Genomic DNA, 14,344 nt, shown 5'->3' with positions numbered 1-14,344 from the left:
GCTTCGCTGCGGGCGTCGTCGTGATCGGGGTGGGGGGGTGTGGGGGGGGGGGAGGGAGACCTATGCGGGGGGTGCCCCCCCCCCCCCCCCTCACCACCCCCCAACCCCCCCCCCCCCCCCCCCCCCCCCCCGCCGCCGGCGGCAGGTTCATCAGTACGAGGTGCGCGTCGCCGCGCTGGCGGGCCAGCTCGTAGAGCGCCACGCCCTGCTGGTCGGTCAGCGGGGCGCTGGTGGCCCGGATGGCCTTGCGGTGGTCGCTGCCGCCCAGGTGGGCGGTCATGGCGCTGCTGGTGGCCCACAGCCCCCAGGCGAGGCTGGTGGCGGGCAGGCCCTGCTGGTGGCGGTGCCGGGCGAGGGCGTCGAGGAAGGCGTTGGCCGCCGCGTAGTTGCCCTGGCCGGGCGAGCCGAGGGTGGCCGCCACGGAGGAGAACAGCACGAACGCGGCCAGGTCCAGGTGCCGGGTCGCCTCGTGCAGCGCCCAGCCGGCGTCCACCTTCGGTGCCAGCACGGCGTGCAGGGCCGGCTCGTCGAGCGAGCCGATGGTCGCGTCGGCGATCACCCCGGCGGTGTGGACCACCGCGGTCAACGGGTGCGCCGGCTCCACCAGCTCCAGCAGCCGGGTCACCTGCGCGGGGTCGGCCACGTCGGCGGTGCCGACGGTGACCCGGGCGCCCGCGCGGGTCAGCTCCTCGACCAGGTCCCCGTACTGCTCCGGGCCGCGGCGGGAGGCCAGCAGCAGGTGCCGGGCCTGGCCGGTGGCGACGAGGTGCCGGGCGAACACGCCGGCGAGGGCGCCGCCGGCGCCGGTGATCAGCACGGTGCCGTCCGGGTCGGCGGGCGCGGGCACCCGCAGGACGACCTTGCCGATGTGCCGGGCCTGGCTGATGTGCCGCAGCGCCTGCCGGGCCTGGCGCACGTCCCACGCCCGCACGGGCAGCGGGCGCAGCGCGCCCTGCTCGAAGAGGGCGAGGACCTCGGTGAGCATCTCGCCGATGCGCCGGTGGCCGGCCTCGTTCAGGTCGAACGCGCGGTACGTCACCCCCGGGTGGTCGGCGGCGACCACGTCCGGGTCCCGCAGGTCCGCCTTGCCCATCTCCACGAACCGGCCACCACGCGGCAGCAACCGCAGCGACGCGTCGACGAACTCCCCCGCCAGGGCGTCCAGCACCACGTCCACCCCGGCGCCACCGGTCACCGAGCCGAAGACCTGCTCGAACTCCGTCGTCCGCGACGACGCGATCCGCTCCTCGGCCACGCCCAGCCCACGCAGCACACCCCACTTGCCGGGGCTGGCGGTGGCGAACACCGTCGCGCCCCAGTGCCGGGCGAGCTGGATCGCGGCCATACCGACCCCGCCCGCACCGTTGTGGATCAGCACCGACTCGCCGGCCCGCAGACCGGCCAGGTCGTGCAGCGCGTAGTACGCGGTCAGGAAGACGACCGGCACGGACGCGGCCTGCGCGAAGGACCAGCCGGCGGGAATCTTCGCGACGAGGTCGCGGGTGGCGATCACCTCGGGGGCGAAGGCGGGCTCGAACATGCCGAGCACCCGGTCGCCGGGCGCCAGGTCGGTCACGCCGGGGCCGACCTCGACCACCACGCCCGCACCCTCGCTGCCCATCACCGCAGCCGGATCCGGGTACATCCCCAGACCGATCAGCACGTCCCGGAAGTTCACCCCCGCCGCACGCACGGCGATACGCACCTGACCCGCGTCCAGGGCCACGGCCGTGGCGGGCACCATGCCGATTCCGTCCAGGGTGCCGGGGCTCACCGCACCGACCCGCCACAGTCCGGCCGGCGGGAGGAGTTCGTCGGCGGCCGGGCCGGCGGGCCGGCCCAGGCGCGGGGTGCGCACCTCGTCGCCGCGTACGGCCACCTGGCCGCCGGTGGTCGACGGGTCCTCGGCCACGCCGGCCAGTACGGCGAGGGTGGCCGGGGTGAGTTCGCCGTCGACGTCGGCGAGGACGATCCGGCCCGGGTGCTCGGACTGCGCGGAGCGCAGCAGGCCCCAGACCGCCGCGCCGGCCAGGTCCCGCAGCGCGTCGGCCGGGGTGGCGACGACGGCGCCGCGGGTCAGCACCACCAGCGTCGTGTCGGCCAGGGCCGCGCTGTCCAACCAGGACCGCACGACGTCGAGCACCCGGGCGGTGACCGTACGGACGAGGTCGGGCAGGTCGCCGTCCGGCGTGCCGGCGTCGACCGGGAGGACCAGCGCGCGGGGCGCCTCGACCGACCCGGCCGAGACCGCCGCGGTCACGTCGTCGACGGTCGGGAACACCGGCGTGGCCAGGCCCGCCGGCGCGTCCCCGGCGCCGAGCAGCGCCCAGCCGGAGACGTCCCGTGCCGGGGTGACCGGCTCGGTCTGCCACGTCACCTCGAACAGCGACCGCTCGGCGGTCTCCGCGCCGGCGGCGTCGCTCATCTCCCGCAGCGCGAGCGACTCCACGGACACCACCGGCGTGCCGGACTCGTCGCCGGCCACCAGCCGGACCCGGGAGCCCGTCCGGGTCAGCCGTACCCGCAGTGTCCGGGCGCCGGAGGCGTGCACCTGCACGCCCTCGAACACGAACGGCACGCGCGGCCCACCGGACCGCTCGGTCAGCAGCAGCCCGACGGGGTGCAGCGCGGCGTCCAGCAGGGCCGGGTGCACGGCGAAACCGGCGGCGTCGACGGCCGCCTCGTCCGACAGGGCGACCTCGGCGTACGCCTCGTCGCCGGCGGTCCACAGCCGGCGCAGGCCCCGGAACGCCGGCCCGTAGGCCAGGCCACGCTCCGCCAGCGCCGGGTACCAGCCGGCGAGGTCCATCTCGGCCGCCCCGGCCGGCGGCCAGGAGCCCACGGCCGGCTCGTCGGCGGCCTGCTCCAGCAGGCCGTCGGCGTGCCGCACCCACGCGGCCTCCGGGTCGCCGTCGGGCTGCGAGTGCACCGCCACGGGCCGGGCGTCGGAGCCGTCGGCCGCGCCGACGCGCACCTGCACGCGGACCGCGCCCGTCTCCGGCAGCACCAGCGGCGCGGCGATGGTCAGCTCGCGCACCCGCGACGCGCCCACCTCGTCGCCGGCCCGTACGGCGAGTTCCACCAGGGCGGTTCCCGGCAGCACCACCGCGCCGCCGACCACGTGGTCCGCCAGCCAGGGGTGCGTCGACAGCGAAAGCCGGCCGGTCAGCACCACCTCGTCGTCACCGGCGAGCCGCACCGCCGCACCGAGCAGCCCGTGCCCCGCCGCGCCCAGGCCCGCGCCCGACACGTCACCGGCCGCCGACCGGTCGACCGCAGGCCAGAACCGGTCCCGCTGGAAGGCGTACGTGGGCAGGTCGACGGGGGCGGCGCCGGAGCCGGCGAACACCCTCGTCCAGTCCACGGGCACGCCGGCGACGTGCAGGTCGCCGAGGTTGGTCAGCAGTTGACGCGGCCCGTGCTCGTCGCGGCGCAGCGAACCCGCCACCACGCCCGCGTCGCCGGTGCCGGTGGCCCGGTCGAGCGCGTCCTGGACGGCCACCTTGAGCACGGGGTGCGGGCTGACCTCGACGAAGACCCGGAAGCCCTCGTCGACCAGCCGGTCCACCACGGGCCCGAGCCGGACCGGTTCCCGCAGGTTACGGTACCAGTACTCCGCGTCGAGCCCGGTGGTGTCGATCAGCTCCCCGGTGACGGTGGAGTGGAAGGCGACCGTGGTGGACCGGGGCTCGACCGTGCCGAGCCCGGCCATCACCTCGTCGCGGACCGCGTCGACGTGGCCGCAGTGCGACGCGTAGTCGACGGCGATCTGCCGGGCCCGGATGTCCCGCTCGGCGCAGTGCGCGAGCAACGCGGTGACCGACGCCGAGTCGCCGGAGACCACGGTCACGGCAGCGCCGTTGACGGCGGCGACGGAGAGGGTCCCCTGCCACGGCGCGATCAGCTGCTCGGTGTCGGCGGCCGGGAGCGGCACGGAAACCATGCCGCCCCGGCCCACGATCGCCAGCAGGCCGCGGCTGCGCGCCACGACGAGCCGCACCGCGTCCGCGAGGGTCAGCGCGCCGGCGACGCAGGCCGCGGCGATCTCGCCCTGCGAGTGCCCGACGACGGCGGCCGGCTCCACGCCGCACGAACGCCAGAGCTGCGCGAGGGACACCATGACGGAGAAGAGCACGGGCTGGACGACGTCCACCTGGTCCAGCGGCGGCGCGCCGGGCGCCTCCCGGAGCACGTCATCGAGGGACCAGTCCACGTGGCGGGACAGCTCGTCCGCGCACTCCCGCATCCGCTGCCGGAAGACCGGGGAGGCGTCCAGCAGGTCCAGCGCCATGCCCGCCCACTGCGAGCCCTGGCCGGGGAAGACGAAGACGACCTTCGGCGTCGCGTCCACAGCGGTCTGCGCGCCGTCGGCGGCGGCGAGCGCGGCCAGGCGGGCGACGGCGTCGTCCCGGTCGCCGGCCACGGCAACCGCGCGGTACGGGTGGTGGGCCCGCAGGGTGGCCAGGGAGAACCCGAGGTCGCGCAGGTCCAGGTCGGCGTCGGCGGCGAGGCGCTCGCCGAGGCGGGTGGCCTGCTCGCGCAGGGCGCGGGGGCTGCGGCCGGACACCAGCAGCGGCACGGCGGCGGGGCCGACCAGGCCGGGCAGGTCCCCCGCCGGCGGGGGCGTGGCCGGGGCGGCCTCGTCCGGCGCCTGTTCGATGATGGTGTGCGCGTTGGTGCCGCTGATGCCGAACGACGACACCGCCGCGCGGCGGGGCCGGTCGGCGGCCGGCCACGGCCGCGCCTCGGTGAGCAGGGCGACCGCCCCGGCGCTCCAGTCGACGTGCGGGGACGGCTCGTCCACGTGCAGGGTCGGCGGCAGCATGCCGTGCCGCATCGCCAGCACCATCTTGATCACGCCGGCGACGCCCGCCGCCGCCTGGGCGTGGCCGATGTTCGACTTGATCGACCCGAGCCAGAGCGGCTCCCCGCCGTTCCGGTCCTGCCCGTAGGTGGCCAGCAGGGCCTGGGCCTCGATCGGGTCGCCGAGGGTGGTGCCGGTGCCGTGCGCCTCGACGGCGTCCACGTCGGCCGTGGCGAGCCCGGCGTTGGCGAGGGCCTGCCGGATGACCCGCTGCTGGGACGGGCCGTTCGGGGCGGTCAGACCGTTGGACGCGCCGTCCTGGTTGATCGCGGAGCCGCGCACGACGGCGAGGACGCGGTGCCCGTTGCGCCGCGCGTCGGAGAGCCGCTCGACCAGCAGCATGCCCACGCCTTCGGCCCAGCCGGTGCCGTCGGCGGCGGCGGCGAACGCCTTGCAGCGCCCGTCCGGGGCCAGCCCGCCCTGCCGAGAGAACTCGGAGAACATGCCGGGCTGCGCCATCAGCGCCACCCCGCCGGCCAGGGCCAGGTCGCACTCCCCGCCGCGCAGCGCCTGGGCGGCGAGGTGCAGCGCGACCAGGGACGAGGAGCAGGCGGTGTCGACGGTGACGGCCGGGCCTTCGAGGCCGAACGTGTAGGCGACCCGGCCGGAGGCGACGCTGCCCGCCGTCCCGGTGAGCAGGTGTCCCTCGAGGCCGTCCAGGTCGTCGCGGCCGCTGCTGGCGTAGCCGGAGGAGGCGGCTCCGACGAAGACGCCGGTGGCGGTACCGGTGACCCCGGTGGGGTCGATGCCGGCGTACTCGAAGCTCTCCCAGGCGGTCTCGAGCAGCAGCCGCTGCTGCGGGTCCATCGCGAGGGCCTCGCGGGGGCTGATGTTGAAGAAGCCGGCGTCGAAGTCGGCCGCGTCGTAGAGGAACCCACCCTGGTCGGTGACGGTGCCGCCGGCCTGGTCGCCGTCCGCGCCGTACAGCCGGTCAAGGTCCCAGCCGCGGTCGGTGGGGAACCCGCCGATGGCGTCGGAGCCGGAGGTGACGAGCTGCCACAGCTGCTCGGGGGTGGCGACGCCGCCGGGGTAGCGGCAGGCCATGCCGATGATGGCGATCGGCTCGTCGGCGTCGCCGGTGCCGACGGCACGCACCGTCGGGCCGGCGCCGGTGGCGTGGCCGAGCTGCTGGAACAGGTGGTCGGCCAGCCGGGCCGGGGTGGGGTGGTCGAAGGCCAACGTGGCGGACAGCCGCAGCCCGGTCGCGGCGCCCAGCCGGTTGCGCAGTTCCACGGAGGTCAGCGAGTCGAAGCCCAGGTCCTTGAAGGCCCGGGCGGCGGAGACCGCCTGCGCCGAGGCGTGACCCAGCACGGTCGCGGCCTGCCCGCAGACGAGGTCGACCAGCGCCTGCCGGGCGTCCGCCTCGGGCAGGCCGGCCAGCCGGTCCCGCCAGGAAGCCCCGGTGGTCGGCCGGTCGGTGGCCGTGCGCCGCCGGCCGGCGGCGCGGACGAGCTGCCGCATCAGCGGCGGCACCTGGCTGATCTCGCCGGTGACCTGGAGCCGGGCCGCGACGACGACCGGTGAGGCCGACGGCAGGGCCGCGTCGAGGAGTTCGGCGCCCTCGGCCGGGGAGAGGCCGCTCATGCCGACGCGCCGCAGCCGCTGCTGGTCGTCCCCGTCGAGGTGCGCGGTCATGGCGCTGGCGGTGGCCCACATGCCCCACGCGACGCTGGTGGCGGGCAGGCCCTGCTGGTGGCGGTGCTGGGCGAGGGCGTCGAGGAAGGCGTTGGCGGCCGCGTAGTTGCCCTGGCCGGGCGAGCCGAGGGTGGCCGCCACGGAGGAGAACAGCACGAACGCGGCCAGGTCCAGGTGCCGGGTCGCCTCGTGCAGCGCCCAGCCGGCGTCCACCTTCGGCGTCAGCACCGTACGCAGGGCCTGCTCGTCGAGCGAGCCGATGGTCGCGTCGGCGAGGATCCCGGCGGTGTGGACCACCGCGGTCAGCGGGTGCGCCGGGTCGACGCCGGCGACCAGCCGGGTGACCTGCGCGGGGTCGCTGACGTCGACCGCCACGGTGGTGACCTCGGCTCCCGCGTCGGTCAGGTCCCGGACGAGGGTGGCGTAGTCGTCACCGCCGGCCTGGTCGGGGTGGCGGCGGGAGGCCAGCAGCAGGTGCCGGGCCTGGCCGGTGGCGACGAGGTGCCGGGCGACCACGCCGGCCAGCGTCCCGGCGGCGCCGGTGATCAGCACGGTGCCCTCGGGGTCCACCGGGGCGGGGACGCGGAGCACCACCTTGCCGACGTGCCGGGCCTGGCTGACGTACCGCAGCGCCTGCCGGGCCTGCCGCACGTCCCACGCCCGCACGGGCAGCGGGCGCAGCGCGCCCTGCTCGAACAGCGCCAGGAGCTCGGCCAGCATCTCGCCGATCCGGGTGCTGCCCGCCTCGTTCAGGTCGAACGCGCGGTACGTCACCCCCGGGTGGGCGGCGGCGACCACGTCCGGGTCCCGCAGGTCCGCCTTGCCCATCTCCACGAACCGGCCACCACGCGGCAGCAACCGCAGCGACGCGTCGACGAACTCCCCCGCCAGGGCGTCCAGCACCACGTCCACCCCGGCGCCACCGGTCACCGAGCCGAAGACCTGCTCGAACTCCGTCGTCCGCGACGACGCGATCCGCTCCTCGGCCACGCCCAGCCCACGCAGCACACCCCACTTGCCGGGGCTGGCGGTGGCGAACACCGTCGCGCCCCAGTGCCGGGCGAGCTGGATCGCGGCCATACCGACCCCGCCCGCACCGTTGTGGATCAACACCGACTCGCCGGCCCGCAGGCCGGCCAGGTCGCGCAGGGCGTAGTACGCCGTCAGGAAGACCAGGGGCATCGACGCCGCCTGGGTGAACGACCAGCCGGCGGGCATCTTCGCGATCCGCTCCCGCGCGGCGACCGCCTGCGGGCCGAATCCGAACTCGAACATGCCGAGCACCCGGTCGCCGGGCGCCAGGTCGGTCACGCCGGGGCCGACCTCGACCACCACGCCCGCACCCTCGCTGCCCATCACCGCAGCCGGATCCGGGTACATCCCCAGACCGATCAGCACGTCCCGGAAGTTCACCCCCGCCGCACGCACGGCGATACGCACCTGACCCGCGTCCAGGGCCACGGCCGTGGCGGGGACCAGGTCCACCCCGTCCAGCGTGCCCGGGGCGACGGCGGCCAGGTGCCACGGGCCGGACGACGGCGGCGTCAGCTCGTCGCCGGCCGGCCGCACCAGCCTCGGCACGAGCGTCCGGTCGCCACGCAGCGCGAGCTGGCCGCCGGAGACCGACGGGTCGACCGCCGCCCCGGCCAGCACGGCGAGGACGGTCCGGTCCAGCTCGCCGTCGACGTCGGCGAGGACGATCCGGCCCGGGTGCTCGGACTGCGCGGAGCGCAGCAGGCCCCAGACCGCCGCCGCCGCCAGGTCGGTGACCTGGTCATCGTCCCCGGCGGCGACCGCGCCCCGGGTCACCACGACCAGCTTCGCGTCCGCCACCTCGTCGGCGGCGAGCCAGGACCGCAGCACGTCCAGGACACCGGTGGTGACCGCCCGCACGGCGTCCGGCGGGGCGACGCCGGGGTCGCCGGCCGGTACCGCCAGCAGCACCTGCCGGGCCGGGTGCCCGCTCGCGGCCAGCGCCGCCACGTCGGCGTGGACCGGCAGCTCCGGCAGCGCGGCCGGGGCCGGCCCGCCCAGCACCGCCCACCCCGCGACGTCGTCGACGGGGACGACCTGCTCGGCCGGCCACGCCACGTCGAACAGCGACCGGGCGGCGGCGCCGTGCGGCGTCACCCCGGTCATCTCCCGCAGCACCAGGGAGTCCACCGACACCACCGGCGTGCCCGCGCCGTCGCAGGCGACCAGCCGCACCCCGGCCCCGTCGCGGGTCAGCCGCACCCGCAGCGTCCGGGCGCCCGAGGCGTGCACCTGCACGCCCTCGAACGCGAACGGCACCCGCGGCCCGCTCGCCGCCTCCCCGGCGAGCAGCAGCGCCACCGGGTGCAGGGCGGCGTCCAGCAGCGCCGGGTGCACCCCGAACGCGCCGGCCTCGCCGGCCGCCTCGTCGGGCAGCGCCACCTCGGCGTACACCTCGCCGTCGGTCGACCAGACCCGCCGCACGCCCTGGAACACGGGCCCGTACGACAGGCCGTGCTCGGCCAGCCTCGGGTACCACCCGGCCAGGTCCACCTCGGTCGCGTCCGCCGGCGGCCACGCCCCCACGGTCGGCTCGTCGGCCGACGTCGGCTCCAGCACACCGTCGGCGTGCCGCACCCATCCGGTGTCGCCGTCCTCCTCGGGCTGGGAGTGGACGGCGACCGACCGGGCGCCGGCCTCGTCGGCCGCGCCGACGCGCACCTGCACGCGTACCGCGCCGGACGCCGGCAGCACCAGCGGCGCCGCGACGGTCAGCTCGCCCACCCGGGACGCGCCCACCTCGTCGCCGGCGCGGACGGCCAACTCCACCAGCGCGGTGCCCGGCACCACCACGGCACCGGACACGACGTGGTCCGTCAGCCACGGGTGCGTCGAGGCCGACAACCGGCCGGTCAGCACCACCTCGTCGTCACCGGCGAGCCGCACCGCCGCGCCGAGCAGCGGGTGTCCCGCCACGCCCAGGCCGGCGCCCGTCACGTCGCCGACGCGCCACGGCACCACCTCGGGCCAGAACCGCTCCCGCTGGAAGGCGTACGTGGGCAGGTCGACCCGGCGCGCGCCGGTGTCGGCGAACCACTCCTGCCAGGCCACCGGCACGCCGTGCACGTGCAACTCGGCGAGGGCGGCCAGCAGCGCCTGCGCCTCCGGCCGGTCCCGGCGCTGGGCCGCGACGGCCAGCACGTCGTCGTCGGGCAGGACGTCGGCCGCCATCGCGGTCAGCACGCTCTGCGGCCCGATCTCCAGGAACGTGTCGACGCCGGCGGCCCGCAGCGCGGTGAGCCCGTCGGCGTAGCGGACGGCCTCGCGGACGTGCCGCACCCAGTACTCGGCGGTGCGGATCTCGTCGGGGTCGGCGAGCGTCCCGGTCAGGTTCGACACCAGCGGCAGCGCGGGCACGGCGAAGGTCAGCCGCGCGACGATGCCCCGGAACCGCTCCAGCACCGGCTCCATGAGCGGGCTGTGGAACGCGTGGCTCACCGTCAGCCGGCGGACCCGCACGCCCCGGTCCCGCAAGGCGCGCTCCACCTCGTCGAGGGCCTCGACGGCGCCGGACACGACCACCGAGGTCGGCCCGTTCACCGCGGCGATCCCGACCCGGTCTGCCAGGCCGGCGATGGACTCCGCCACCGCCGCCTCGTCCGCCGCGACGGCGAGCATCCCGCCGCCGGCGGGCAGGGCCTGCATCAGCCGGCCCCGGGCGGCCACCAGCAGGCAGGCGTCCTCCAGGGACAGCACCCCGGCCACGTGCGCGGCGGCGATCTCGCCGATCGAGTGGCCGCCCACGAAATCCGGCGTCACGCCGAACGACTCGACGAGGCGGAACAGCGCCACCTCGACCGCGAACAGCCCGGCCTGGGTGAAGGCCGTCTGGTCCAGCAGCGCCGCCTCAGGGGTGCCCGGCTCGGCGAACAGCACCTCGCGCAGCGGCTGCGGCAGCACCCGGTCTAGGTGCCGGCACGCCTCGTCCAGCGCGGCGGCGAAGACGGGGAACTCGGCGTACAGCTCCCGGCCCATGCCGGCGCGCTGCGCGCCCTGGCCGGAGAAGAGTACCGCCAGCGGGCCCCGGTCCCCGGCCCGGCCCGCGACCACCGCGCCCGACGACTCTCCCGCCGCCAGGGCGGCCAGCCCGCCGAGCAGGCCCGCGCGGTCCTCGGCGAGCACCACGGCGCGCTGGTCGAGCGTCGACCGGGACACCACCGACGACCAGCCCACGTCGACCGGGCGCGGCGCGGCGTCGTCGCCCAGCCAGCGGGCCCACCGGTCCGCCTGCGCGGCCAGCGCGGCCGGCTGCGCGGCCGACAGCAGCACCGGCGCGACGGCGGGCCGGCGGGGCGTGACGGCCTCGTCGTCCACCGGCTCGGGGCTCGGGGCCTGCTCCAGGATCAGGTGGGCGTTCGTGCCGCTCATGCCGAAGGACGAGACGGCGGCCCGCCGGACGTGGTCGTCGCCCGGCCACGGGCGCGCGGCGTCCAGCAGCGACACCGCCCCCGTCGACCAGTCGACGTGCGGGGACGGCTTCTCGACGTGCAGGGTCGGCGGCAGCACGCCGTGCCGCATCGCCATCACCATCTTGATGACGCCGCCGGCGCCGGCGGCGGCCTGCGGGTGGCCGATGTTCGACTTGAGCGACCCCAGCCACAGCGGCCGGTCGGCGGGCCGCCCCTGGCCGTACGTGGCCAGCAACGCCTGCGCCTCGATCGGGTCGCCGAGCCGGGTGCCCGTGCCGTGCGCCTCGACCACGTCCACGTCGGACGGCGCGAGCCGGGCGTTCTCGAGCGCCTGCCGGATGACCCGCTGCTGGGAGGGGCCGTTGGGGGCGGTCAGGCCGCTGCTGGCGCCGTCCTGGTTCACGGCGCTGCCCCGGATCACCGCCAGGACGGGGTGCCCGTTGCGCCGGGCGTCGGAGAGCTTCTCGACCAGCAGCATGGCGACGCCCTCGGACCAGCCGGTCCCGTCGGCGTCGGCGGAGAACGCCTTGCACCGGCCGTCGGAGGCCAGCCCCCGCTGACGGGAGAACTCGACGAAGGCGCCGGGCGTGGCCAGCACGGTGACGCCGCCCGCCACCGCGAGGGAGCACTCGCCGTCCCGCAGGGCCTGGCCGGCCAGGTGCAGCGCGACCAGCGAGGACGAGCAGGCGGTGTCGATCGTGACGGCCGGCCCCTCCAGCCCGAACGAGTACGCCAGCCGGCCGGACATGACGCTCGCCGCCGTGCCGGTGAGGACGTAGCCCTCCGCGCCCTCGGGCAGCTGCCGCAGCACGGACGTGTAGTCCTGCCCCGCCGTGCCGACGAACACCCCGGTACGGCTGCCCCGCACCGACGTGGCGTCGATGCCGGCCCGCTCGAAGACCTCCCAGGTCACCTCGAGCAGGAGCCGCTGCTGCGGGTCCATGGCCAGCGCCTCGCGCGGCGAGACCCCGAACAGGGTCGGGTCGAACAGGCCGGCGTCCCGCAGGAACCCGCCCCGGTTGCTGTAGGTGGTGCCAGGGTGGTCGGGGTCCGGGTCGTAGAGCCGCTCCAGGTCCCAGCCCCGGTCCTCGGGGAACGTGCCGGTGGCGTCGACGCCGCCCGCAACCAGGTCCCAGAGATCCTCCGGCGAAGCGACCCCGCCGGGGAAACGGCAGGCCATGCCGACGATCGCGATCGGCTCCGCGTCCTCGTTCTCCAGCTCGCTCAGGCGCCGGCGCGCCAGGCGGAGCTCGGAGGTCACCCACTTGAGGTGTTCGAGGAGCTTGTCTTCGTCCGCCATGACCCACCCGCCCAGAGCTTGCTATCGATCGGAATCTGCCGATTCGCTGACCACACCACCGCCGACGGCCCGGCTTCGTGCACAGGTGAGTGGGGACGTGACCGTCCGGCCCAGCGCCCGATCCCTGTTTCCGAATCCGTTCCGTGCCTGCTCAGGCGTCCGTCACGCCGGAGCCCCTGCCGGCACATGCCCGCCACCGTGAGTGGACGGTACTGAGCGCCAATGTCGTCCCCAACCCCTAGAGAACCCCTCATCGGCAGGGCCGGAAAGGCCGCCGAGGCGCGCGGGAAAGAGACCGTCGATCCGCATCGCGCGGGCCGGTCAGGCGGGGTGGCCGACGGCTGCCGGCAGGATGCGGCGCAGCCGCCCCGGGGGCGTGGAGCGGCGCCGCCACTCCCGCGGGTAGCCCACCGAGACCTCCTCGAACCGCACGCCGTCGTACCAGGTGGTGCGCGGGATGTGCAGGTGGCCGTAGACGGCGACGCGGGCGTCGAAGCGGGTGTGCCAGTCGGCGGTGGCCTCGGTGCCGCACCACTGCGCGAACTCCGGGTACCGGAGGATCCGGGTGGGCTCGCGGACGAGCGGGAAGTGGTTGACCAGGACGGTGGGCAGGCCGCCGCGTTCCGTGGTGAGCCGACGCTCGGTCACGGCCAGCCGCGCCCGGCACCAGGCGTCCCTCGTCGGGTACGGGTCCGGGTGCAGCAGGATCTCGTCGGTGCAGACCACGCCGACCTCGTGGGCCCGCGCCAGGGCCTGCTCCTTCGTGTACGTCCCGGGGGGCCGGAAGCTGTAGTCGTAGAGCAGGAACAGCGGGGCGATCAGCACCGGGTCGTCGCCCTGCGGGTCCCAGACCGGATACGGGTCCTCCGGGGTGACCACGCCGAGACCTCGACACAGCTCCACCAGGTGCCGGTAGCGCTCGTCCCCCCGCAACTGGACCGGGTCCTCGCGGGGAGTCCACAGCTCGTGGTTGCCGGGGGCCCAGACCACCTTCGCGAAGCGACGGCTGAGCAGTCCCAGCGCCCATTCGATGTCGCTGACGAACTCCCCGACGTCGCCGGCGACGATCAGCCAGTCGCCGTCCCGCTCCGGCCGCAGCCGCTCGACGATGGCCTTGTTCTCCGCGTGGACCACGTGCAGGTCGCTGATGGCGAGCAACTGAGGCAGGCCGGATCCGGCCATGCGGACCTCCCGTCCATCCGGGGTACCGCACGCACCCTGATCCGTACCGTCCGGCTGCCGATGGGCAGCACGGTACGGCCTGACGGGCTCCGACCCTACGGAGCCGCACCCGCGCAGGCACACCCCTAGACAGCCACCGCGCACCCCTAGGCGGCGGTGACCTGCCGATGCCGGCACCGGCAGGTCACCGGGCCCGCCCGCACCGGGCCCGGGGCCGTTGCCGGCGCCCGCCGGCGCTCCGCCCGGTTCGGCGTCGCCTGCTCAGGACTTGCCGAACTCCCGCTGGATGATGTCGAACAGCTCCTCCCGGCTCGCCGACTCCAACTCGTCGCCGGCGGCCGGCGTCGGCGCGGGGGCGGGACGCCCCCGCCACCGGGCCACCAGGTCCTCCAGCCGGCCGATGACCGCGTCGTCGACCTGGTCGCCCGGCAGCCCGCCGAGGAGCTGGTCGAGGCGCTCGATCTCCGCCACGATCGGCAGCGCCGGCTGCCCCGGCGCCAGCTCGGCCCGCAGGTGCCCGGCGAGCGCCTGCGGCGTGGGGTGGTCGAAGACGAGCGTGGCGGGCAGCCCGATCCCCGTCTCGGCGGTCAGCCGGTTGCGCAACTCGACCGCGGTGAGGGAGTCGAAGCCCAGTTCGAGGAAGCCGCGGCCGGGCCGGATCCCGCTCGGCGTGGCATGCCCCAGCACCGCCGCCGCCGTGCCGCGGACGAGGTCGAGCAGGATGCGGTCGCGCTCCGGCTCGGAGGCGGCGGCCAGCCGCTCCCGCAGCGCCGACGCCGCGCCGCCGTCGTCGCCGTGCGGTCTCTCCTCGGCCTGCGCGGGCTGCGCCTCGGGGATCTCGGTGAACAACCGACTCGGCCGCAACGCCGTGAACGACGACACGAACCGATCCCACCGCACATCCGCCACCACCACCTCCCC

General features: G+C 76.3%; 3 protein-coding genes. All 3 read right to left on the bottom strand.

Translation table 11 applies throughout. The annotated features are described in order from the left end of the window. Nucleotides 1-12,241, bottom strand: a 12,241-nt coding sequence (locus tag ACZ6O2_RS35400; RefSeq protein WP_466026046.1) for an SDR family NAD(P)-dependent oxidoreductase, incomplete at its 3' end; no start/stop codon positions are given. Nucleotides 12,242-12,562: 321 nt separating this feature from the next. Beyond that, complete coding sequence (locus tag ACZ6O2_RS35395; protein ID WP_350712573.1) at nucleotides 12,563-13,423, bottom strand: metallophosphoesterase family protein; 861 nt, start codon at nucleotides 13,421-13,423, stop codon at nucleotides 12,563-12,565. Nucleotides 13,424-13,684: 261 nt separating this feature from the next. Beyond that, nucleotides 13,685-14,344 (bottom strand): acyl carrier protein (locus ACZ6O2_RS35390; RefSeq protein WP_466026045.1); only part of this gene is annotated, 660 nt, incomplete at its 5' end.

This window comes from Micromonospora sp. NPDC048040 (assembly GCF_055587185.1).
This window is presented reverse-complemented; position numbering and strand designations above follow the sequence as displayed.

What these genes read in the sequence shown, in the direction of transcription:
- ACZ6O2_RS35395 (WP_350712573.1), bottom strand. Translation starts at nt 13,423, where the DNA reads ATGGCCGGATCCGGCCTGCCTCAGTTGCTCGCCATCAGCGACCTGCAC.